Annotated in this window: 25 protein-coding genes; 8 read left to right on the top strand and 17 right to left on the bottom strand. The window is 63.2% G+C overall.

Annotated features, from left to right (window positions below; all coding sequences use genetic code 11):
* Position 1: 1 nt before the first annotated feature.
* The 7 genes from NKH80_RS19995 to NKH80_RS19965 form a co-directional block, all read right to left on the bottom strand.
* Entirely contained in the window at positions 2-1,165 is a 1,164-nt protein-coding gene (locus NKH80_RS19995; protein WP_352687783.1) for a branched-chain amino acid ABC transporter substrate-binding protein, read from the bottom strand.
* Positions 1,152-1,283, bottom strand: coding sequence for a hypothetical protein (locus tag NKH80_RS19990; RefSeq protein WP_302897169.1), 132 nt, complete (start codon positions 1,281-1,283; stop codon positions 1,152-1,154). The genes NKH80_RS19995 and NKH80_RS19990 overlap by 14 nt, the downstream gene beginning before the upstream one ends.
* 424 nt (positions 1,284-1,707) lie before the next feature.
* Positions 1,708-2,172 (bottom strand): DUF6644 family protein, encoded by a 465-nt coding sequence (locus tag NKH80_RS19985; RefSeq protein WP_352704196.1) that lies wholly within the window; start codon positions 2,170-2,172, stop codon positions 1,708-1,710.
* A complete protein-coding gene (locus tag NKH80_RS19980) occupies positions 2,173-2,556 on the bottom strand; it encodes a DUF6152 family protein (protein ID WP_352687787.1) in 384 nt (127 codons plus the stop codon).
* A gap of 258 nt (positions 2,557-2,814) precedes the next feature.
* Complete coding sequence (locus tag NKH80_RS19975; protein ID WP_352993079.1) at positions 2,815-3,561, bottom strand: DUF899 family protein; 747 nt, start codon at positions 3,559-3,561, stop codon at positions 2,815-2,817.
* Between the two features lie 160 nt (positions 3,562-3,721).
* Positions 3,722-4,210 carry a GNAT family N-acetyltransferase gene (locus tag NKH80_RS19970; RefSeq protein WP_352993077.1) on the bottom strand — a complete coding sequence of 163 codons (489 nt, stop codon included), beginning with the start codon at positions 4,208-4,210 and terminating at the stop codon, positions 3,722-3,724.
* Positions 4,203-4,979, bottom strand: a complete 777-nt coding sequence (locus NKH80_RS19965; protein WP_352993075.1) for a transglycosylase SLT domain-containing protein — start codon at positions 4,977-4,979, stop codon at positions 4,203-4,205. The genes NKH80_RS19970 and NKH80_RS19965 overlap by 8 nt, the downstream gene beginning before the upstream one ends.
* 207 nt (positions 4,980-5,186) lie before the next feature.
* Here NKH80_RS19965 and NKH80_RS19960 point away from each other — a divergent pair, with 207 nt between their 5' ends.
* Positions 5,187-5,759, top strand: coding sequence for a methylated-DNA--[protein]-cysteine S-methyltransferase (locus NKH80_RS19960; RefSeq protein WP_352993073.1), 573 nt, complete (start codon positions 5,187-5,189; stop codon positions 5,757-5,759).
* A 52-nt stretch (positions 5,760-5,811) separates the two neighbouring features.
* Here NKH80_RS19960 and NKH80_RS19955 read toward each other — a convergent pair whose 3' ends face one another.
* Positions 5,812-6,138, bottom strand: coding sequence for a hypothetical protein (locus NKH80_RS19955; protein WP_023719370.1), 327 nt, complete (start codon positions 6,136-6,138; stop codon positions 5,812-5,814).
* A 299-nt stretch (positions 6,139-6,437) separates the two neighbouring features.
* On the opposite strand from NKH80_RS19955, the gene NKH80_RS19950 reads away from it, so the two are divergent.
* Positions 6,438-6,650, top strand: a complete 213-nt coding sequence (locus tag NKH80_RS19950; RefSeq protein WP_023678332.1) for a cold-shock protein — start codon at positions 6,438-6,440, stop codon at positions 6,648-6,650.
* Between the two features lie 276 nt (positions 6,651-6,926).
* Positions 6,927-7,127 carry a hypothetical protein gene (locus tag NKH80_RS19945; RefSeq protein WP_352475039.1) on the top strand — a complete coding sequence of 67 codons (201 nt, stop codon included), beginning with the start codon at positions 6,927-6,929 and terminating at the stop codon, positions 7,125-7,127.
* A gap of 341 nt (positions 7,128-7,468) precedes the next feature.
* Here NKH80_RS19945 and NKH80_RS19940 read toward each other — a convergent pair whose 3' ends face one another.
* The 3 genes from NKH80_RS19940 to NKH80_RS19930 all read right to left on the bottom strand — a co-directional run bounded on the left by NKH80_RS19940 (position 7,469) and on the right by NKH80_RS19930 (position 10,084).
* Entirely contained in the window at positions 7,469-8,077 is a 609-nt protein-coding gene (locus tag NKH80_RS19940; RefSeq protein ID WP_352878932.1) for a glutathione S-transferase family protein, read from the bottom strand.
* 262 nt (positions 8,078-8,339) lie between these two features.
* A complete protein-coding gene (locus NKH80_RS19935) occupies positions 8,340-9,194 on the bottom strand; it encodes an EAL domain-containing protein (RefSeq protein WP_352993071.1) in 855 nt (284 codons plus the stop codon).
* Positions 9,191-10,084, bottom strand: coding sequence for an EAL domain-containing protein (locus NKH80_RS19930; RefSeq protein WP_352822144.1), 894 nt, complete (start codon positions 10,082-10,084; stop codon positions 9,191-9,193). The genes NKH80_RS19935 and NKH80_RS19930 overlap by 4 nt, the downstream gene beginning before the upstream one ends.
* A gap of 204 nt (positions 10,085-10,288) precedes the next feature.
* Between NKH80_RS19930 and NKH80_RS19925 the strand changes: the two genes are divergently transcribed.
* Complete coding sequence (locus NKH80_RS19925) at positions 10,289-11,491, top strand: pyridoxal phosphate-dependent aminotransferase (protein ID WP_352993069.1); 1,203 nt, start codon at positions 10,289-10,291, stop codon at positions 11,489-11,491.
* A 6-nt stretch (positions 11,492-11,497) separates the two neighbouring features.
* Here NKH80_RS19925 and NKH80_RS19920 read toward each other — a convergent pair whose 3' ends face one another.
* Both NKH80_RS19920 and NKH80_RS19915 read right to left on the bottom strand, forming a co-directional pair.
* On the bottom strand, positions 11,498-11,893 hold the full coding sequence (locus NKH80_RS19920; RefSeq protein ID WP_352704186.1) for a (R)-mandelonitrile lyase: 396 nt from the start codon (positions 11,891-11,893) through the stop codon (positions 11,498-11,500).
* Positions 11,894-11,924: 31 nt separating this feature from the next.
* Positions 11,925-12,524 carry a methyltransferase family protein gene (locus tag NKH80_RS19915; protein WP_352993066.1) on the bottom strand — a complete coding sequence of 200 codons (600 nt, stop codon included), beginning with the start codon at positions 12,522-12,524 and terminating at the stop codon, positions 11,925-11,927.
* Positions 12,525-12,667: 143 nt separating this feature from the next.
* On the opposite strand from NKH80_RS19915, the gene NKH80_RS19910 reads away from it, so the two are divergent.
* From NKH80_RS19910 to NKH80_RS19900, 3 genes are all read left to right on the top strand, one after another.
* Entirely contained in the window at positions 12,668-13,534 is an 867-nt protein-coding gene (locus NKH80_RS19910; protein ID WP_352993064.1) for an alpha/beta fold hydrolase, read from the top strand.
* Between the two features lie 163 nt (positions 13,535-13,697).
* Complete coding sequence (locus tag NKH80_RS19905; protein WP_352704181.1) at positions 13,698-15,749, top strand: elongation factor G; 2,052 nt, start codon at positions 13,698-13,700, stop codon at positions 15,747-15,749.
* Positions 15,750-16,590: 841 nt separating this feature from the next.
* Entirely contained in the window at positions 16,591-17,088 is a 498-nt protein-coding gene (locus NKH80_RS19900; RefSeq protein WP_352704179.1) for a methyltransferase family protein, read from the top strand.
* Positions 17,089-17,344: 256 nt separating this feature from the next.
* On the opposite strand, the gene NKH80_RS19895 is transcribed toward NKH80_RS19900, so the two are convergent.
* Both NKH80_RS19895 and trxB read right to left on the bottom strand, forming a co-directional pair.
* Positions 17,345-18,241 carry a LysR family transcriptional regulator gene (locus tag NKH80_RS19895; protein WP_023719100.1) on the bottom strand — a complete coding sequence of 299 codons (897 nt, stop codon included), beginning with the start codon at positions 18,239-18,241 and terminating at the stop codon, positions 17,345-17,347.
* A gap of 97 nt (positions 18,242-18,338) precedes the next feature.
* The gene (gene trxB, locus NKH80_RS19890) at positions 18,339-19,313 is read right to left on the bottom strand and encodes a thioredoxin-disulfide reductase (protein WP_254819256.1); all 975 of its coding nucleotides are present in this window, start codon (positions 19,311-19,313) and stop codon (positions 18,339-18,341) included.
* A gap of 254 nt (positions 19,314-19,567) precedes the next feature.
* On the opposite strand from trxB, the gene NKH80_RS19885 reads away from it, so the two are divergent.
* On the top strand, positions 19,568-20,044 hold the full coding sequence (locus NKH80_RS19885; protein WP_023678347.1) for an Lrp/AsnC family transcriptional regulator: 477 nt from the start codon (positions 19,568-19,570) through the stop codon (positions 20,042-20,044).
* A 264-nt stretch (positions 20,045-20,308) separates the two neighbouring features.
* On the opposite strand, the gene NKH80_RS19880 is transcribed toward NKH80_RS19885, so the two are convergent.
* On the bottom strand, positions 20,309-20,884 hold the full coding sequence (locus NKH80_RS19880) for a D-sedoheptulose-7-phosphate isomerase (protein ID WP_352993061.1): 576 nt from the start codon (positions 20,882-20,884) through the stop codon (positions 20,309-20,311).
* Positions 20,885-20,891: 7 nt separating this feature from the next.
* On the bottom strand, positions 20,892-22,370 hold the full coding sequence (gene rfaE1, locus NKH80_RS19875) for a D-glycero-beta-D-manno-heptose-7-phosphate kinase (RefSeq protein WP_352993058.1): 1,479 nt from the start codon (positions 22,368-22,370) through the stop codon (positions 20,892-20,894).
* Between the last annotated feature and the right edge of the window lie 36 nt (positions 22,371-22,406).

Below are 22,406 nucleotides of genomic sequence, written 5' to 3'. Positions count from 1 at the left end.
GCTATGGGGATTGGAAATCCATCATGAGTGTGCCGTCTCCCCGCCTTTTCCAGACGTACATTGTTACGTCACGCTGATTTCGATCTCCCTTCGCGTCGAAGGTCAGGTTCCCCAACACGGTCGGAATTGGCTGGCCGGATTTTATAGAAGCCGCAACAGCCCTTGGCGCCTGACCACCTGCCATTTCGATACCCTTGGCCGCCACTTGGACTGCCGCATAGGACTTCAGCGTGTAGTCTGCCGGCTCGAATCCTTGAGAACGAAAGCGCGCGACAACGTCGGCTGCGGCGGGATTGCTCCGGTCCTCAAGCGAAAATGCTATTAGCACGCCTTCCAAGGCGGGCCCCGCTTTCCCGGGCAGATCGTGAACTAGAGCCCCATCTCCGGAGATGAACTGAACCTTCAGCCCAGCTTCCTTGGTTTGGCGAACGAGCGGACCAAAATCATCGGCAAGCCCCGCGAAGAAGAGAACTTCGATCTTCATCGATTTAAGTTTGCTGATGAGGTCTGCAAAATCGCCTTGGCCGGGTTTGATCTTTTTGGCCAGCTTTTCAGGATGTCCCTTTGCTCGCAGCGCTTTTCTTGCCTTGTTCGCTAAGCCATCACCATAGGGCGTACCATCGCTAACGATGGCAAGATTTTGTGCTGAGAAATGATCGGCCATATACTCGCCGGCAAACATCCCCTGAACATCGTCACGACCGACCGTGCGAATGACATTCCAAAGTTTGAATTCGGTAAGAGCGGGATTTGTCGACGCGGGGCTGACCATCAAAGTGTTGTTCTTGGCATAGATCATCGCGGCAGGGACAGAACTGCCTGAGTTGAAATGGCCGATAACAAAGCGAACCCCCTCTTTTGCCAATCTCTTGGCGAGGGCTATCGCGGTGGCTGTTGTATACTGATCATCGAGCACGGTGAGTACTATCTTGCATCCTCGTACCCCGCCCTTGGCATTAATGTCGTCTACTGCAAGTTGAGCGCCCCGCCGCATCTCCTCACCGTCGTACGCCCAATCGCCGGTCATAGGACCGACCACTGCCATGGGAATATCGGCGCATTTTGCAGTGGCGGGTTGAGGCAACGCCATAAAAGCGACGAACATCGCCAGCGGCAGCCTGATCCATAAAAATGTCTGGTACTTTCGTAGGCTAATCCACAACATCGACGACGGCTTCCTTCACGATTTTGTTCTTTGTTCTCTCCAACTTGCTTGCAGCCTTGCGCATCCTGGTTACAGCTTCCTTCGCCTTGTCGCCGTCAATTGTGTCGCGTTTGATCACTTCATTTTCGACAAGCTGAAGCGACGAATTTTTTCGGCAGCTTGTTCATGACTCGCCCTCCCTATCCCCAGATGGATTTGGGGACGACTTTACTTTAAAGACAAGCGGAAATTATCCTGGAAGGGCAGAAGTTGACGCTTCACGCCACCGCCACGCACTCGATCTGGATATCAAACTCCATCGGCCACGAGGCCACCGGCACAAAACTCCGCGCCGGCGAGTTCGTCGAAAAATACTTCGCATAGACGCGGTTGATGGTTTGTAGAAGCCGGAATTGACGGCGTAGATGCGCACCATGACTATGTTTTCCAACGAGGTGCCGGCCGCTTCGAGGCAATGTTTCAGCGCCTTTCAGCCACGCCTCGGTCTGCGTTTCGAGCCACGAACCATCTCGCACGTTGCGAACGCCAGCGCCTCGCTCGCCTCAGCCGAGAAACCCGATAAACCGCCCCGCAAACAGCACGGACGTCCACAACACCAGCGACAGCACAACCAGCACGGCCGTGACCCCACCGGCCGGGTCGCCACCACCCTTTGCCCGGCGCATGAAGACGAGGAAGTTGACACCAGCGAACAGGATCAGCCCCATCTTGGCGAGGAAGATCGGCATCGCCGCATACTCCCTCGCCCTGATGGAAAACAGCAGCGCGCCGGTGACAAGCGCCCCACCAAACGCACATAAGGCCACCCGGCGCAGCAGCGCGACGAACGGCGCCTGCGGCAGCGAGCGGAAGGCGCCCAGGATCCTGAGGTCCATGAGCCAGACGCTGGTCAGCAGCGCGCCGATCGACATGATGTGCAGCGCATTGACGATGGGGTAGGCCACGAAGGAGGCCTTCAGTCCCCGCACCAAGGCGAGTTGCTCGATGCCGGCGAAAAACCCGTCCATTCAGGCCGGCGGCACGCGGTCGGGATAGACGTCATAGGGCTTGCCGCCGACGATGACGCGCACTGCCTTCATGCGCTTTTCGCTCTCGTCGCGCGAGCGGTGGCCGATCGCGGTCACCTCGTCGCCGACCTTGGCGACCTCCTCGGTGAAGCCGGCGGCGATCGTGCGCGACGGCGGCGCCATCTCCACCCGCCAGGCCTCTCCCTTCGCGTCAACATCGAGCGTGGCGTGCGGGTTGCCGATATAGATGGCCGTGATCCTGCCCCTGAGTTCGAAAAACCCGTCCTGCGTCCACGACCAGCCGTGATGGGCATAGGCTGCGGTGCCGGCGGCAAGCATCACCGCCGCTGCCAGCGTGGCGCCCCGAATGAAAGGTGACAGCATCGCTCGTCTCCTCGGTTCCGGCATTAGAGGGTAGGTCAGCGCGCCGCAGCGTCAAATCACATAGGGTCTGCGCCGCCCCTCATTGTCCTGCCGGGCATTTCTCCCCGTATAGTGACGGGGAGAAAGGTTGCCGTCGCCACGCATTTCGCCAATCTCCAGAGTTGAAGAAAGTGAGCTGAGTTTGCCGCCAGCCCCCTTCTCCCGTCCCTCTACGAGGAGAAGATGCCGGCAGGCAGATGAGGGCGGCGCCGAGCGACGCTAGTGGCAGCATCCTTCCCCATACTGCAGCTGCTCCTGCCAGCTCTGCGCCCTGCCCTCCGGCGTGAAATCCATGAGGTTCCACAGGATCTCGCAGGTGCCTATGGCGCGCGGATCCTGGCCGGGTTCGGGCGGCGCGAAGCCGAGTTCGGAGCTCCAGAAGTGGCGGATGCCGTCGCCGTCGCGGTGGAACACCGACAGCACGGGGAGCTGCGCGCCATCCTCGGCCTCGGCGTGATAGTCGCGCTTGAAGCTGTTGCCGGCCGACGAGACCAGCCGCATATTTTTCCAGCCGCGGTCGCGGCCGAGCGTCAGCAGGTTTTCCAGCGCGGTCTTGGCCACGACAGCGAAATTGTAGCCGGCGGCCTCGAGGTGGCCAATGGCGCCGTCGAACTGATCGAGCAGCGCCGTGCAGGACGGGCAAGGCTGGTCCGGTCTGGGCAGCTTCGCCGTGCCGCCGCTCGTCGCCACGTCGCGCGTCTCCTGCGGATGGCGCGGAAACATCATCGAATAGACGATCAGCGTGTCCTTGCCCGGCGCAAACAGTTCCGAAAGCTTGATCCTGGCCGGCTTGCCGTCCGTGCCGAGCCCGTCGAACACATAATCCTGCGGCACCAGCCCGCCCGTCGGCAGCGCGCGGCGGGCGACCGCCACATCCTCGATGGCGCGGCGCAGCTCGATCTCCTGCTGCAGCAGTTTTTCGCGGGCGGCGCGATATTCCTGGGATTCATTGGGAAAGCTGATCATCGTCATCTCCATCTGCCGTGCTTTTTGGCGGCGCGCCGTTCGTGGCAACGCGCCTTGCCTCCCAAGGACGCATCGCGCGAAACGGTTCCGACATTTTTGCGCAGGCGCCGTGGCGACAAGAACCCGGGCTGCCGCCTTCAAAAAGGACGAACGGCGCTCCTCACCCCGCCCAATCCACCTCGATCATCCCCAGCCGCTGATAGAGCCTGACCGCGGCCGCGTTCTCGACGGTATTGGTCTTGAGATCAACATGCGCCGCACCCCTTGCCTGAAACACCGTAAACGCGTAGCGCATCAGCGCCTCGGCTATGCCCTTGCCGCGCGCCTCGGGATGAACGGCAAGATCCTTGACGAACCCCGTCGCCCAGCAGAGCGCCGCGCCCGCCAACCGCCCCTTGCCGTCGATGACCAGGAAACACAAAGCGGGATCGAATTCCGCGTCGCCCGAAATGCGTGGCCACCATTCGTCGAACGGCCCATCGGCGCCGTCGTCGAACACCGCGGTCAAAAGTGCATGCAAAGCGAGCGCATCGACGGCTTCGAAGCCGCGCATGAAAAAACCTTCCGGCCAGCGCGGCACCAGAAGCGTGTCGTCGAGGATCTTGCGCAGTCTTATATCGTTCGGCGCCGGTGGGCGCGGCTCAGGCATCGGGCTGCATACGGCGGCGCAGGCGGTCGCTGCCGAGGCCGGTTTCGCTCAGCATCCCCTTGCGCTTGGCGTCGTAATAATAGCCGCTCTGGTAGAGCCGGTCGGCGCGCTTGGGATTGCCGCCCGACACCAGCCAGGCGCCGCGCAGATATTTCACTGCATATTTCAGGTTGGTCTCGGCGTCGAACAGGCCGCTCGCCGGCCCGTCATAGCCCATGCCGCGCGCCGTCGCGTGCTTGATCTGCATCAGCCCCCAATGCCCGTGATTGTAGGCTTTCGGGTTGAAGGTGCTCTCGCGGTTGACGACGCTGCGCACCAGATCGACCGGCACCTCGTAGAGCGCGGAATATTTCTCGATCAGCCGTTCGATCTCGCTGCGGGCGCCGGCGTTCGACTGGGCCTCTGCCGGGTCGATCGCGGCCAGAACGGCCGGGTTTTGCGGCACCGTGTAGGCGACCGGCTGAATGCCGGGCATGGCGGCAGTCTGGCCGGTGACCGGCATGGCGACGGCAGCCACCGCGGTAGCTGGCTGGGCATTGGTGGTCATGACGGCCGGGGTCGTTGCCGCCAGCGGCGTCGGCCCGGCAAAGGCGGCGGCCGGCTCGACCGGCAGTGCTGCTGTCTGGGCGACGCCGGACGGTTCCGGCAGCACCGAAACCGTGTCGGGCAGCGCCAGCGTGAAGCCGGCATCGGTGTTGGCCGAGTTTTCCGTGAAGGCAGGGGCCGGGGTCACCGGCGAAGTCGAGGTGCAGCCGCTGAGAGCGGCCACGGCCAACACCGCCGCTAGGACGGGAAAGAGGAATTTTGCTGGCAAGCGGCGCTCGGGTCCGGTTCGTCGGGTGTTAAGAAGTCCTTACACCAGCATCTTTCCCCGGGCAATCCGCGGTACCCGGTGGTTTTCGGGTGGCGAGCCGGGCCGGGAAATGCGATATTGTTCTGGATTTGTACTTCGAAGGATTCCGGAAAGGAGCACGCCATGGACGCCTCTCATGCCACCGCCGGCCACGCGGTCTTCGAAACCGTGCTCGGCTACATGGGTATCGCCTGGAGCGAAGCCGGGCTAACCCGGCTCTGCCTGCCGCAGCGCAACCGCGACGCGGTCGAGCGCCGGCTGCTGCGCCATGCCCCAGATGCCGAACATGCAGCGAAGCCCGAACCGCAATGGGTTGCCGAGTTGATCGCCTCGATCAAGGCCTATGCCGCCGGCGAGGATATCGATTTCTCCGGCGTGCCGGTCGATCTCAGCGGCGTCGACGAGTTCCGCCTGGCGATCTATGACGCGGCGCGAAAACTCGCCTTCGGCGAAACCACCACCTATGGCGAACTGGCAAAACGCGCCGGCCATGCCGGGCTGGCGCGTGAGACAGGCGCGGCGCTCGGCGCCAACCCCGTGCCGCTGGTCATTCCTTGCCATCGCATCCTTGCCGCCGGCGGCAAGATCGGCGGATTTTCCGCGCCCGGCGGCTCGGCCACCAAGGAAAAGATGCTGGCAATGGAAGGCGTGCGCGTCGGCCCGCCGCCCCCGGCGCAGGTGTCGTTCGGGTTTTAGCTGTGCTGATATTCAGCTGAGGCCGGCACCCCGGCGCACCATCTCGACCAGCCTAATCCGGAAGCAGGCGCCGGCGGAAGCGCCGGTCGATTTCCACCCGCTTGCATTTGTAGACGGTGCAGGAATTCGTATCGGCACTCGGCACCGAGGCCCGCGCCCTGACCTCGCCGATGTCGCAGAATTGCTGGCTCCGCACATAGCGGTCGTAGAGCGCCAGGCCTGGCACGCGCGCCGATCTGTAGCGCAGGATGACCGCGCCCTCGCGCGCGATCGTCGCCTGCACCTTGCCGCAGCTCATGCGGGTCGGGTCGTAGCGCGAGACCGCCTGCGCCTCGGCGGCCACCAGCGTCAGGCAAGCGGCAAGCAGAACGATTTTCATGTCCCTCTCCCCAAAACCCGGTCGCGCCCGAAGCCGGCGCGATCCTCCCGCGTCAGGCGCGCAACGACGACGCTCTCACGCGATTGGGGCGGCCGTTGGGCAGCGTTGCCGCCGCGCCATTTTCCGCCCCGTCTTGTTTTTTGCGCGAAGGCATACTATATGCGGTCCATTGATATTTCGGCCGATCGATCCGGGCCTCGCGATATTCGCGTTTGCTGACGTTCTATCTCCAAAATCTCGATACAAACCGGCTGGGTTTCGGTCCAGTCAAACTAAAGCAAACGTAAAGGACTATCGAAATGGCAACAGGTACGGTCAAGTGGTTTAATTCCACCAAGGGTTTCGGCTTCATTCAGCCTGACAGCGGCGGCGCGGACGTTTTCGTTCACATCTCCGCAGTCGAGCGTGCTGGACTGTCGACCCTGGTCGAAGGCCAGAAGATCAACTTCGAGATCGAGCAGGACCGCCGCACTGGCAAGTCGTCCGCTGGATCTCTGAGCAAGGCAGCCTGATTTTGCGAATGGCGTGCGCCGGGCGATAGCCCGGGGCGCGCGGCAAGTCACGGATGTACTGGCGGTCGCGCGAGAAGCGCGCCGGAGCGAAAGACCCCGACAAGCCGAAGCAGCAGATTGCTGCCGGCTCGGCCAAAACGCTCCCGATCAGGCTACCAAGCATGGGAAGGCGGGATTTTGTCCCGCCTTTTTGCTGTCTGGATTCCAGTGAACCGCTGCCTTGGGCCTATAGTCCCCCTTCGTGGTGTTTTTGGGCCAATGTGGTACTATTAATTCATGAGCAAGCTTGAACAGATTGAGAAATCCGTTGCCGAACTAAGCCCCGAAGAGCTGAGAGCGTTTGCCGCATGGTTCGAGGCGCTGCAGGCCGACATGTGGGACCGGCAGATCGAAGCCGACGCCAAGGGCGGCAGGCTGGACAAGCTTGCCGAGCAGGCCTTGGCTGATCATCGCGCCGGCCGGACCCGGCCTCTGTAAATCATTTTGCCACTCCCTCGTTTTGGGAGGCTTACGCAAAACTGCCCTCGTTGAGCAAAGGCGAACAGACGTTTCGCCAAACTGAGTTCCGACCCGTTCCACCCATCGCTGCATTTCAAACAGGTCGGCCGCTACTGGTCGGCGCGGGTTGATCTGTTCGCGACCACGACGACGTGGTCTGGTTCTGGATCGGCCCCCATTCCGAATATGACCGCCTGCTGAAATAGTACTATCCGGATTTCACGCCACCGGCCGAAGGCCGCAAGCCCGACCGGGCGTCGCGCCTTTTGGCGCGCCCCGTCCGGAGCGAGCCGCGAAGCGGCGGCAGCGTGAGGACAGAACTAAGGCAACCACTCCAGCGGCACATGCCCCGGATCGGCCTCGACCCTTTTTAGCCAGGCCGCGACCGCCGGATAGGCGTCGAGCTGAAACCCACCCGTCTCGGCCGTATGCGTATAGGCATAGAGCGCAATGTCGGCGACGCTGAGCGCATTGCCGGCGAAGAAGCTGCTCCCGGCCAGGTGCTTGTCCATGACGCCGAGCGCCTTGTTGCCGCGCTCCAGCGTCAGCGCCAGCCGCTCGGGCGTCGCGTCTTTCGCGCGTTCTGGAAAGGTGAGCAGCGCTCTGCGCACCGCGAGATAAGGCTCGTGGCTGTATTGCTCGAAGAACAGCCACTGATAGGCCAGCGCGCGTTCGTATCTGTCCGCCGGCAGGAACCGCGTGCCTTCGGCGAGGTAGAGCAGGATGGCGTTGGATTCGGCCAGCCGCCGGCCGTCGTCGAGTTCAAGCAGCGGCACCATGGCGTTCGGGTTTTTCGCGACATAGTCGGGCTTGCGCGTCTCGCCGGTATGCGAGCTGACCTCGACATTGGTGAAAGGGATGCCGAGCTTGGCCATCAAAAGGCGCGGCTTGTAGCAATTGCCGCTGTCGATCATTCCATAGAGTATCATCGGCGCTCCCCTTGCTCGCAACCACCCCTCGCAGGGCTTGATCCAGCCTCTATCGCGGCAGCGGCGGCTTCATCCAGTGATTTGTTTTGGCGTAACCATCAGCGCCGCTGATGCATTTCAGGATATGTCGAGATTCAAGTCAGGCCGAGCCGAGAAGGGCGGGTTCCGAGAACCGGAGCGGAGCGTACTTTTTGGGTACGTGAGCACCGGAAGCGCAGGACCCCCCGTTCGCAGGCCGGCATCACTTGAGTATCGGCATATCCTAGCCGAACAGGGGGATGACGTTGCTGTCCCTGCCAAGCAGCCTGTCGATCGACAGCGGCTCCTCGTCGAACAGCGTTCCGGCCAGCGCCGGCCGGGCAAGATAAAAGCCCTGCAGCAGGTCGACGCCGCCATCCAGCGCGACGCGCAGATGCGTGGCGTTCTCGATGCCTTCGACCAGCACCTTGGCGCCACGGTCGTGCAGGGTCGAAACCAGCGGCCGGAAAAACCGCTCGGCGGCGGCATGGCGGCAGAATTCGGCGAACCAGGTGCCGTCGATCTTGACGATGTCGGGCTGCACGAGGGCGACCCTTTCTTCGGTAGAATGCCCGGTGCCGAAATCGTCGATGGCAATGCGGACGCCGTCGCGCCGCATCTCGCGCGCCAGGCTGACAAGCACCTTGTCGCCGGCAGCCTGCTCGGTGATCTCGCAGACCAGCATGCCGGGATGCAGGCCGAAATCCGCCAGATGCCTGGTCATCAGCCTGATTTCGGCCAGCGCCCGTGCGGGGTCATCGTTGATCAGCGGATTGTAGTTGAAGAACAGGTCGAGCCCGTCGACGCCGATGTTGCGGAAGTTGCGCAAATGCAGCACCCGACACATGGTTTCGACAAACAGCCGATCCTCTGCCGGCACACCTTCGAAGAAGATTTGCGGCGCCACCGGCCTGCCTGCACGATGCGGCTCGATCAGTCCCTCGACCGCGACGGCGGCGAGAAACCTGCCGCGCGGCGCGAAGACCGGCTGGTAGGCGCTCCTCAGCCGGAATGCGCCGTAGACGCCATATTCGATGCCGACCTCGTCGGCAAAGATCGCCTCGCCGACCTTGCGCCGCATGTCGGCCCGCCCGGTCACGATGTCACCCTGCGGCCAAAGGCCCGCATCGGCCGCCGCGATGGCGAAACGGCCGCAGAAACCTTCTCAGCATCGGCCGGCACCGCGGCCGCCTGCCCGCTCTTGTCGAAGACGTGGAAGCTGGTTGGCGCAAGCTCGGGGCGCGCCAGCACATAGCCCTGCACCATCGAGGCGCCCGACTTTTCGGCAAGCTCGAGCTGCCAGCCCGTCTCGATGCCCTCGAATACCGTTCGGATGCCTTGCTCTTCGAAGCTTGTCACCATGGCGGTCAGCAAGGCGAAGCCGGCACCGGACTCCATCAGCGTCATGATCCAGTCGGCGTCGAACTTGACGATGTCTGGCCTGAGTTCCTTGATGCGATTGATGTCGGATTCGTCGGCGCCGTAATCGTCGACCGCAATGCGCAAACCATTGCCCCTGAGCGCCTCGACGAAATTGTAGAGCGTTTCCTGCGACGCCGATTTCTGCTCGGTGACCTCGCAGACGACGCGGCGCGGATCGATGTCGGCCTCGTGCAGCACCAGCCGCATGTCGCGCAGCGCCTTGTCGGCGATGCTGCGATCGGTGAACACCGATGGATCGAAGTTGATGAAGATTGAGGCGTCTCGCGGCAGGCAGGCGCCGGCGTTCAGAAGGTGCAGCGTCCGTGTCAGCGCCTCGATGTGCAGGCGGTCGACCGCCGGACAGCTGTTGAAGAAACTCATTGGCGGCTGCGGCTCGCCTTCGCGGAACGGCCGGATCAGCCCCTCGAACGCGACGACGGAAAGCTTGCCCTTGTTGAAGGCGAAGATCGGCTGGAAAGCGCTTTGCAGCGTATAGACCCCCCAGACACCGCTGGCGGTGCCGTCATCATGGCGGACGATATGGGCAAGCTCGATGCTGCGCGTCACGGTTCCTCGCTATGCGAGACAGGCGGACCGGCTACGGTCCCTGCCGTTCAAGCTTTTACCGATCGTTGATGAATTTATTGTTGCCAGCATTGCGCGCTGGCTCATTCGACAATGCCTGCGCTGGGCTTGCGCTTGACCAGATGATGCGACATGAGAGGCGCCGCGGCGCCTTCGCCGCGCCGGTCCTTCCTGGAGATATCTGTCATGGCCTTTCTTGCCGACGCCCTTTCCCGCGTAAAGCCTTCCGCGACCATCGCGGTGACGCAGAAGGCGCGCGAGCTGAAAAACGCCGGCCGCGACGTGATCGGGCTGGGCGCCGGCGAGCCGGACTTCGACACCCCCGACAACATCAAGAGCGCCGCGATCGAGGCCATCCGCCGCGGCGAAACTAAATATCCGCCGGTCTCCGGCATCGTGCCGCTGCGCGAGGCGATCGCGAAAAAATTCAAGCGCGAGAACAATCTTGACTATCGACCGGAGCAGACCATCGTCGGCACCGGCGGCAAGCAGATCCTGTTCAACGCCTTCATGGCGACGCTGAATCCCGGCGACGAGGTGATCATCCCGCGGCCATACTGGGTGAGCTATCCCGAAATGGTGGCGATCTGCGGCGGCACCTCGACCTTTGCCGACACCTCGATCGACAACGGCTTCAAGTTGACGGCGGCCGTGCTGGAAAAGGCGATCACGCCGCGCACCAAATGGCTGTTGATGAACTCGCCGTCGAACCCTTCGGGCGCCGCCTATACCGAAGCGGAGCTCAAGAGCCTGGCCGACGTACTGTTGAAGCATCCCCATGTCTGGGTGCTGACCGACGACATGTACGAGCACCTGACCTATGGCGACTTCGTCTTCAAGACCATCGCCGAGGTCGAGCCTAAGCTCTATGAGCGCACGCTGACCATGAACGGCGTGTCGAAAGCCTATGCCATGACCGGCTGGCGCATCGGCTATGCGGCAGGCCCGGTGCCGCTGATCAAGGCGATGGACATGATCCAGGGCCAGCAGACCTCCGGCGCCTGCACCATCGCCCAATGGGCGGCGGTTGAGGCGCTGAACGGGCCGCAGGATTTCATCCCGAAGAACAAGGCGATCTTCCAGGGCCGGCGCGATCTCGTCGTCTCGATGCTCAACCAGGCGCGCGGCATCACCTGCCCATCGCCGGAGGGTGCGTTCTACGTCTATCCCTCCTGTGCCCAGCTGATCGGCAAGAGGACCAAGAGCGGCAAGGTGATCGACAGCGACGAAACCTTTTGCTCGGAACTGCTCGAGGCCGAGGGCGTGGCGGTTGTTTTCGGCTCGGCCTTTGGCCTCGGCCCGAACTTCCGCATCTCCTACGCCACGTCGGAGGCTCTGCTCGAAGAAGCCTGCACGCGCATCCAGCGCTTCACCGCCGCGCTGGTCTGAGACGTTTCAGCCGCCATACTGCTCGTCGCTGACCTTCTCCAGCCAGTCGGCATGCACGCCCTCCAGCGCCTCCTGCATGGCGATGTGCGTCATCGCCGATTTCGGCGCGGCGCCGTGCCAGTGCTTTTCGCCGGCCGCAAAGGAGATGACGTCGCCGGCCCTGATCTCCTGGATCGGCCCGCCCCAGCTTTGCGCGAGACCGGCGCCGGAGGTGACGTAGAGCGTCTGGCCGAGCGGATGCGTGTGCCAGTGGGTGCGGGCGCCGGGCTCGAAACTGACCAGCGTGGCGCGTAGCCGCGCCGGTGCCTCCTTCTCGATGATCGGCGTCTGCAAAACCCGGCCAGTGAAGTATTTTTCCGGCGCAACAATCGTCGGCACGCTGCCGCAGCCAATAATCTTCATCGTCGCAAAATCCTCGATCCAATCCAGTGTCTTAGAGACTACCACTTTCGTCCGATGCCGGCTGCATCTCCTGCCGGCTGCGGGCAAAACGCGGCCAGAACAGGCCGGCACGTCCGCTATAGGCCTGGTAGGCACCGGCCAACCTTGTACGTGAAAATTTTCGCTCTTCGTCCAAGGCCGCGATCACATAGATCGCAACGATGCCGGCGACCGGCACGACCGCCCACACCGACCAGGTCGCGATACCCCATCCGATCCAGAAGATGATGTAGGATGTGTAGAACGGATGACGGACATAACTATAAGGGCCTTCGGTCACCAGGCTGTCGGGATTGTCCGGATCAAACGCGAAACGCAGCCGCGCCTTGCGCGAAACCGAGATCGCCCACCAGAACAGCGCCGAGCTTGCCAGTTCGACGGCAAACCCGCCGATCTTCGCTGCAACCGGTTGCCGCTCGATCCACAGCAGCGCCAGAAAGAACAGCGCCGTGCCGACCACGACGGCCGAAATGATCATGGCGCCTTGAGACATGCTCGGCGACTGGAAATGCCCGCGCATCGACCAGGCATATTGGCCGAGCGTCGCGATGCTGCTGATCGAGAGGAGAAGGTCGAGCGTGGATTCCATCATCAGGCTCCGGGGGTTAGCTGTGGTGGATTCGGCCATCATACCCGGCAGAAACCGAGAAATCATTTTTTAACCACCGTTCTAAACAACATGGTGACCTCGGCATGCGATGTTGACCTCGAGACAATTCGAAGGTCCAACCGGATATGGCCGTTTCCCACCGCACGATCCGCACGCCGCAAGCGGATTTGCGCCTCAGCCAGTCGTCGGGACCCGGCATCCCGCTTGTCCTGATCCACGGCTCGGGCAGTTCGCGCACCGTATTCGCCCGCCAGTTCGACAGCCCGTTGGCTGCCGCCCATCGGCTGATTGCCTTCGACCTGCCCGGCCATGGCGAATCGTCGGACGCCCGCGATCCGGCGACGGACTATACCATCGCCGGCCTTGCCCAATCGGCGGCTCAGCTCCTCGATGCCTTGGGCATCGGTCGCGCCGTTGTCTTCGGCTGGTCTCTTGGCGGGCACGTGGCAATCGAGCTCGCGAGTTTTCACCGCGCCGTCGGCGGGCTGATGCTGACCGGCGCGCCGCCGGTATCGAAGGGTCCTTTCGGCATGCTGCGCGGCTTCCACGCGCATTGGGACATGCTGCTGGCGTCCAAAAAGACGTATTCCGAACGCGATGCCGAGCGCTTCGAAACGCTGTGTTTCGGCGACACCGCCGACCCGTCCTTTCGCAAAACCATCCTGCGCACCGACGGCCGGCTTCGCGCCGCGGTGACGCGCGGCATGCTCACCGGCAAGGGCGCCGACCAGAGACAGGTGATCGAGCAGGCCGCGTTTCCGGTCGCCGTCGTCAATGGCGAGAACGACCCGTTCGTCCGGCTCAGCTATTTTGAAACGCTCGCCTACGGCTCCCTGTGGGAGCGTTGCCACATCATTCCCGGCGCCGGGCATGCGCCTTTCTGGGAGCGTGCGGACCTGTTCAATCCGTTGCTCGCGCGCTTTGCCGAGACGGTGGCAGTACAGCGCGTCGAGGCAACGCCACTGGCGTCGCGCCGAACCGGCACCGGCTGAACCGGCCCCAACTTCAAATCCCTTCAACCTCAAATCCCTTGCCCTCCCGGCCTGCCCGTGGGACGATGCCCTTTGGGTAGGTGGCAAATTGAAAAAAGCCTCGCCCGCGACGGCCGACAGGCCGGCCGCCGCTCACAGGGAAACGCCTGAGTGGAGGTCAGCCATGGGTACTCGCGCCGGAGGACGACGCACGGGACCGAAATGCATTGCCATAGTCGGTCCCTTCGCAAGCGGTAAGACGACACTTCTCGAAGCCATACTCGCCCGTACGGGCGCCATCCCCCGCCAGAATCCCGTTTCGTCCGGAAATACCGTTTCCGATCATTCGCCCGAAGCGCGCGCTCACGGCATGAGCGTCGAGGCGACCTTCGCCACAACCGATTTCATGGGCGAGCCGTTCACCTTCGTCGATTGTCCCGGCTCCATCGAATTCTCCTTCGAAGCCGAGCCGGTGCTGGCTGCCTGCGACGTCGCCGTGGTCGTCGCCGAGGCTGACGAGAAGAAGATCCCTGCCCTGCAGCTGATCATGCGCAAGCTCGACGATCTCGGCGTGCCGCGTATGCTGTTCCTGAACAAGGTCGACAAGGCGATATCAGGCGTGCGCGACACGCTGAAGATGCTGCAGCCGGCAAGCTCGGTGCCATTGCTGCTGCGCCAGATCCCGCTGCGCAAGGACGGCGTCGTCATCGGCTCGATCGACCTCGCTCTGGAGCGTGCCTACATCTATCGCGAATATGCCGAGAGCGAGGTCGCCCAGATCCCGAGCGACGACAAGGCGCGCGAGCTCGAGGCGCGCTTTTCCATGCTGGAGACGCTCGCCGACCATGACGACCGCCTGATGGAGCAATTGCTGGACGAGATCGAACCGCCAAAGGACGCGATCTTCGATGACCTCGCCGCGGATCTGCGCGACGGCACGGTGACCCCGGTGCTGATCGGCACCGCCGAGAAGGGCAACGGTGTGCTGCGCCTGTTGAAGGCGATCCGTCACGACGCACCCGATATCGCGGCGACGCGCCAGCGTCTCGGCGCTCCCGACGGCAATGCCACCGTGGTCCAGGTGATGAAGACCATCCACACCGCGCATGGCGGCAAGCTGTCGGTCTCGCGCATCCTGTCCGGTCAGGTCGCCGACGCCGCCGAGCTGTTCCTTCCCAGCGGCGAGACGGCAAAGGTCTCCGGCATCTACAAGATGCTCGGCAAGGACCAGGTCAAGCTGACGTCGGCCAAGGCCGGCGACATGGTGGCGCTCGGCAAGCTGGACGCCGTCAGGACCGGCCAGACGCTGAGCTCGACCAAGGGCGGCATCAAGCCGCTGGTCACGCTGACCCCGCCGCAACCGGTCTTCGCCTTCGCGCTGCGGCCGAAAGAGCGCAAGGACGAGGTCAAGATGTCGGCGGCCATCCAGCGCCTGGCCGAGGAAGATCCCTCGCTCAGTCTGCATCACAACCAGGATTCAGCCGAAACCGTGCTGTCCGGTCATGGCGAGATGCATCTGCGCGTCGTGCGCGAGCGGCTGGAAGGCAAGAACCAGATCCCGGTTGAAGGCCATGCGCCGGCCGTGCCCTATCGGGAGACGATCCGAAAAGCGACGCAGCAGCGCGGCCGCCACAAGAAACAATCGGGCGGCCACGGCCAGTTCGGCGACGTAGTGCTGGAGATCAAGCCGCTGCCGCGCGGGTCAGGTTTCCAGTTCACCGATACGATCACCGGCGGCGTCGTGCCGAAGACGTACATCCAGTCGGTCGAGACCGGCGTGCGCGATTACCTGAAATCCGGCCCGCTCGGCTTTCCGGTCGTCGACGTTGCCGTCAACCTTTCCGACGGCTCCTACCATGCGGTGGATTCCTCCGACATGGCCTTCCAGATGGCGGCGAAGCTGGCGATGAAGGAAGGCATGGCCGCCTGCTCGCCGGTGCTGCTCGAACCGGTGATGAAGGTCGAGATCGTCACGCCGTCGGATGCGACGTCGAAGATCATCGCGCTGATCCCGCAGCGGCGCGGCCAGATCCTCGGCTACGACGCGCGGCCCGACTGGCCGGGATGGGACGTGGTCGAGGCGACCATGCCGCAGGCCGAGATCGGCGACCTCATCATCGAGCTGCGCTCGGCCACGGCTGGTGTCGCCAGCTATCGGGCCGTCTTCGACCACATGGCCGAACTCACCGGGCGGTTGGCCGACGAAGCGCTGAACGCCAACGGCAAGGCCGCCTGAAACAGCAGCTTGCGGCGGCCAGAGCACAAGGATGCACACAAGGAAACGGCGCCCGGATCATTCGGGCGCCGTTTCGTTGCGGACCGTCTTCGTGGGAGGCGAAACGGCAGGTCCGCCGCATGCTTGCCGCCGGTGTCTGGAGGCGGAGGAAGGTTCGGACGCGGTAGCTGCCTGAGCCCGGGTCGTCCGAGTGATGCCCCCATCCCCCGGACGAGCCACACCGCGTCCTATGCTCTGCTTACCCGATTTAGCGTGCCAACGCATGTTACCCGAGGTTACATGTCACTGTTACGCGCCAGTTCCGGCCGATTTTCCGGCGAAGTGTTGGTTTCGGGCAACAAAAAAGCCGGATCAATGAAGACCCGGCTGAGTTTGATTGGAAGTGCCTGTTAAGGCTAACCTCCAGAGGGGAACACTCGAGAGCGCTAATGGGAGGAGAACGCGCTCAGGAGATGATCTATATATGTGCTCTTCATGCCCAAGAAACAAGCATCTATTTTGCAACACTCACATGCAAAAAGGCGCCGGCTGTGGTCTAATCCGTCCCGAAGCGCAATAGGACCAGTTGAATCGCTGAAATACAGCCTGCGGCAAGGCAAAAATCGATCCGCGGCCGCGAATCAGCAGCGATTCCTGCTCGGAAAGTCGAAAAACGCAGGATGACGTGGAATCGTGCAGCACGCGTTTGTTTTTTCGGCAGCCAGACCTTGCTGGTGCATGCCGCCCAAAAAGCCCGCCATCGAGCTTGACCTGAGGGTGTAGTGGTTTGAGTTACATGCCGGACAAGACCTGAAGCGCTTTGCAGGAGACCGTTCAAGGCCGCGCCCGTAAGGAGAGCTATATGCGAGCCACTTCGGCGATCGCCGGCAGCGTCATCTTCCTTGCGGCAGCGCCCGGCGTGGTCGCCGGACTGCTGCCTTGGCTGCTGACCGATCGCTATCGCCTGCCCTGGTCGAGACTGCTCGGTTTCGTTCCTGTGGGCTGGCTGCTGATTGTGGCCGGCACAATCGTGCTGCTGCACGCCTTTGCCCGTTTTGCTCTGGAGGGCCTGGGTACGCCAGCCCCGGTCGCGCCGACCGAGAGGCTGGTCGTCGGCGGCATCTATCGCCATGTCCGCAACCCGATGTACGTCGCCGTGCTGTCGATCGTCCTCGGCCAGGCACTGCTGTTTTCGAGCGGGACGGTCGCCGCCTATCTAGTCATCGCCGCGGCCGCCATGATCTCCTTCGTAAAACTATATGAGGAACCGACGCTTGCCCGCCGCTACGGCGCCGAATACGAAGCCTACCGCCGGGCCGTACCAGGCTGGCTGCCCCGGCTGACGCCTTGGCGCGGCTAATTTCTGGACGCCGACAATTGGCGAAACCGGTGAGACAGCTCCTTTCTCCCCGTCACCATACGGGGAGAAGTGCCCGGCAGGGCGATGGGGGGGCATCAGGACTGCCCATCGAAGGGCAAGTGCGACGAAGGCTGGCGCTGCCCCTTCTCTGGCTGCCGCCATCTTCTCCACGTATAGTGACGGGAAGAAGGACGAATTCGCCGAAGCCTTCGCCATCGCCCGACGTTGCTCAGAAGTCGACGAGCGGCACTGGTAACTAAAACGACCAGCTGCGCGCCTTGGCGATGATGAAATCGCGGAAGACATGCAGCTTCGCCTGGTTCTTCATCGCGTCGGGATAGGCGAAATAGGTATCGAAGGACGGCACTTCGGTTTCGGGCAACAACTGCACCAGCCCGGAATCCTTGCTGACCACATAATCCGGCAGCATGGCGATGCCGGCGCCGCCCTGCACCGCTCGCTTGATCGACAGGATGTCGTTGATCTGCAGCGTCGGCACCCTTTGCCCACCTTCGAAATCGCCGACCGTCTCCAGCCAGTTCAGTTCCGACAGATGCGCCGGCACCGGCACGCCGAAGGTGACGATGCGATGGGCCTTCAGCTCGGCGATCGAATTCGGCTTGCCGTATTTGTTCACATAGGAGGGCGCCGCGTAGAGATGGAAATGCACGGTGAACAGGCGGCGCTGGATGAGGTCCGGCTGCTGCGGCTGGCGCAGCCTGATGGCGCAGTCGGCCTGGCGCATGGTGAGATCGAGCTCCTCATTGGCCAGGATGAGCTGCAGGCTGACCTCGGGATAGAGCTCGATGAATTCCTGCACGCGCTCGGTCAGCCAGCCGGCGCCGAGGCCGACCGTGGTCGTCACCCTGAGCACGCCGGAGGGCCGGTCCTTGGTTTCGGTCAATCGTGATTTGATGGTTTCGAGCTTCATCAGCACGTCGTGTGCCGTGCGGAACAGCATCTCGCCCTGCTCGGTCAGCACCAGGCCGCGGGCATGGCGATTGAACAGCGGCACGCCGACGTCATGCTCGAGCGCGCTGACCTGCCGCGAGATCGCCGATTGCGACAAATGCAGTGTTTCCGCGGCATGGGTGAACGACCCCGCTTCCGCCGCGGCGTGAAACACGCGTAGCTTGTCCCAATCCAACGCCATGATTTCCCCTCGTCCTGTTTTCTGGCGTCCGCCTGTTTTGGCGTCTGAATGAAAAATCAGGCTTTTGCGCGGCTTGTCTCAGCCGCTTGTTCAACAATCACTCCGCCGCTTCGCGGTGAACCTCGATCCCCGCCAAATATTTTTCCGCCTCGAGCGCGGCCATGCAGCCGAGACCGGCCGCCGTCACCGCCTGGCGGTAGATGTCGTCGGTCACATCGCCGGCGGCGAACACACCCGGCATATCGGTGCGGGTCGAATCCGGCGCCGTCCACAGATAGCCGTTCGGCTTCTGCTTCAGCTTGCCGGCAAACAGCTCGACCGCCGGCGCGTGGCCGATCGCCACGAACACGCCGTCGACCACCAGATGCATCTCCTGCCCGGTCACCACGTTGCGCAGCTTCAGCCCTTCGACCGACGGCGGCAGCGGCGCCTTGCCGGGCCTGCCGGTGATCTCGTCGACCACCGTGTCCCAGATGATGCGGACATTGTCTTTCTGCAGCAGCCGCTCGCGCAGGATGCGCTCGGCGCGGAAATCGCTGCGCCTGTGGATAACGGTGACGCTCTTGGCCAGGTTGGAGAGATAGAGCGCTTCCTCCACAGCCGAATTGCCGCCGCCGATCACCGCGACATCCTTGCCGCGATAGAAGAAGCCGTCGCAGGTGGCGCAGGCGGAGACGCCAAAACCCATGAAGGTCTGTTCGCTCGGAATGCCCAGCCATTTCGCCTGCGCGCCGGTGGCGATGATCAGCGCGTCGGCGGTATAGATCGTGCCGGAATCGCCCTTGGCGCGGAACGGCCGCACGTTCAGGTCGACCTCGGTGATGATGTCGTTGACGATGTCGGTGCCGACATGCTCGGCCTGCCTGAGCATTTCGCTCATCAGCCATGGACCCTGGATCGGTTCGGCGAAGCCCGGATAGTTTTCGACGTCGGTGGTGATCATCAGTTGCCCGCCCTGCTGCAGGCCGGCGACCAGCATTGGCTTGAGCATGGCGCGGGCGGCATAGATTGCCGCCGTATAGCCGGCGGGGCCGGAGCCGATGATGAGAACAGGCGCGTGCTTGGTGATCATGAAAAGCCTCTGCGGGGAGCAGCCATGGATTGTGGCATGAACTCTCGTCGATTGTTGCGCGTAATGTAAGTGTTGCCTGCGACGCCAGCAAGGCAAGTTGCCGTTCGTCCCCGGAAAGCTTCGGCGCCGGCGACGGCGACAAGCAACCGCAGCAAGATGCTGCGAAAATCCTCGATCCAGCGGATGGAATAGACAGCAAAGTCGTTTAACTACAAAGTCGCGAAAGATTCTTTCGCGTCACCACGGAAGCCGCCATGCCGATCAAGGCCGATCTCGATGCCATCGACTGGAAGATCCTGCGCGAGCTTCAGCAGGACGGACGCATGACCAATGTCGAACTGTCGAGCCGCGTCGGCATTTCGGCGCCGCCGTGCCTGCGCCGCGTCCGGCGGCTGGAAGAGGCCGGCATCATCCGCGGCTACCGTGCCCTGCTCAACGCTCCGGCACTCGGCCTCGACGTCGTCGCCTTCTGCCTGATCGGCCTACATCACCAGGCCGACGCCGAGCTCAAGACCTTCGCCGAGCGCACCCGCGGCTGGCCGATCGTGCGCGATGCCTGGATGGTGTCGGGCGAATCCGATTTCCTGCTGCACTGCGTGGCGAGCGATCTCGGCACCTTCCAGACCTTCGTCATCGAGGAACTGGCCTCGGCCCCCAATGTCGATACGGTGCGAACCGCGCTGACCATCCGCCGGGTCAAGGACGAAGGGTTGGTGGCGTTTTCGGCTTGAGACCAGGCAAAGCCCCGGAGAAACAAAACCCGGAAACAAAAAACCCGCCTCGGCGGGCGGATCGTCGGTGGGAATCATCACCGTAGTTGAATTAGTAGCATAGCTGCCGGCACAAAGCAAGAACAAAATGTGGCTATGCGTCAAATAATACAGACTGGCGCTGGCCTCACCTTACCTTCCCCGTGAAGGACGGGGAGAGGGGTCGCCAGCGTTGCGGCTACTTCTCCCCGTTGACAATTGACGGCCTCTACCGGCCTGGCGCAATCACCCTGCGTCGCAGAGGCGCGTTTCGACCAGTTCGCAGAGATGGTGGTAAAGGCACAAATGCCCCTGCTGGATGATCGGCGTCGAGGTCGAGGGTACGTTGAGCAGGATGTCGGAGAGCGGCTTCAGCTTGCCGCCGGTGTCGCCGGTCAGGCTGACCACCGTCATGCCCATCATGCGCGCTTGCTGGGCGGCGGCGAGGATGCTTGGCGAATTGCCGCTGGTCGAGATGGCGAGCAGCACGGCGCCTGCCGAACCATGCGCCTCAACCTGGCGCGCAAACACCGTGTCGAAGCCGTAATCATTGCCCCAGGCGGTCAGCACCGCCGCGTTGGCCGGCAGCGCGATGACGTTATAGGCCTTGCGCTCCCTGAGGAAGCGGCCGACCAGCTCGCCGGCGATATGGATGGCGTCGCTGGCCGAGCCGCCATTGCCTGCGATCAGCAGGGCCTTGCCCTGCGAAAGCGCGGCGACGACGGCGCTGACCGCCCGCTCCATCTCGCTGGTCAGGTCGCGCTCGACCATCGCCGAAATCGCGGCCGCCGAGCGGGCCAGGTAATCGTTCAGTTCGAACATGAAACCCTCAGTTCCCGGCGCGCAATCTGCCGATGGTGCCGGTCGTGCTCTTGCCGGCGACGAGATCGACCAGCACGACGCGCCCGCCGGCCTTCTGCACGACATCGGCGCCAACCACCTGATCGACAGTATAGTCGGCGCCCTTGACCAGTATGTCCGGGCTCAGCGCCTCGATCAGTGAAAGCGGCGTATCCTCCTCGAAGATGACGACGGCGTCGACCGAGGCAAGTGCTGCAAGGACGCAGGCCCTGTCATGCTGGTCGTTGACCGGGCGCCCCGGCCCTTTCAGCCGGCGCACCGAGGCATCGCTGTTGAGACCGAGCACCAGCCGGTCGCACTGGCTGCGCGCCGCATGCAACAGGCTGACATGGCCGGCATGCAGGATATCGAAACAGCCATTGGTGAAACCGACGCTCAAGCCCTCGTCCTTCCACGCAGCCGCCAGCCGCGCCGCGGCCGCGGCATCGAGGATCGCGTCCTTGTGGGCGACCGGACCATGCGAGCGAAACAGCGCACCGGTGAGTTCCTCGATCGTCAGCCGCGCGGTGCCGCGCTTGCCGACGACGACGCCGCCGGCGGCGTTGGCGATCGATCCGGCCATGACACGATCAGCCCCTGCTGCAAGAGCCAGCGCGAAGGTCGCGATTACCGTGTCGCCGGCGCCCGAAACGTCGAACACTTCGCGCGCCTGCGTGGCGATATGGCGGGCGTCGTCCGCACCGACGACGCTCATGCCCTTTTCGCTGCGCGTCGCGACGACGAAATCGAAACCGTGCGCCGAAATCAGCTGGCGCGCCGCCGCCTCGATCTCGTCATCGGCAAACACTGCGCGGCCGACCGCCTCGCCGAGTTCCTTGCGGTTGGGCGTGATTGCCGTCGCGCCGGCATAACGCGCATAGTCGCTCCCCTTCGGATCGACCAGCACCGGCTTGCCCGCTTGCCGGCAGATCGAGATCAGCTCGCCGGCGACGCCGCCGAGCAGCACGCCCTTGCCATAGTCGGACAGGATGACGATGTCGGCGCGCGCCAGTGCTTCGCGAAAATGCCCGACCAATGTCGCGCGCTCGGCATCGCCCAGCGGCTTGATTTCCTCTTCGTCGAAACGCAGCACCTGCTGGTTGAGCGCGCTGAAGCGGCTTTTGGACGACGTCATGCGATCGGCATCCTGCCTCAGCCCGCCGGTGTCGACGCCAAAGTCGCCGAGCATGCGCATGAGGTTCTTGCCGGCCTCGTCGGCTCCGATCACCGAGACCGGTATGACGGCAGCGCCGAGCGAAACGATGTTGGCGACGACATTGCCGGCGCCGCCCATCGCCAGCGTTTCGCCGCGCCCGTGCAGCACGGGGATCGGCGCTTCCGGCGAAATGCGCTCGATCACGCCGTTGACGAAACGGTCGAGGATGAAATCGCCGACCACCAGCACGGTGGCGCTGCCGAAGCGCGAAATGGCGCGGTGAAGAGGTTCGGGAGAGGGCAGCTTGATCATGTCAACGCGTGGGAGAGCCGATTTTCGGTGACGGGG

The organism is Mesorhizobium sp. M0904 (assembly GCF_040319475.1).
GTDB lineage: Bacteria > Pseudomonadota > Alphaproteobacteria > Rhizobiales > Rhizobiaceae > Mesorhizobium.
Note: the sequence above shows the minus strand (reverse complement) of the source record. Positions and strands in the feature narration are given on the sequence as shown.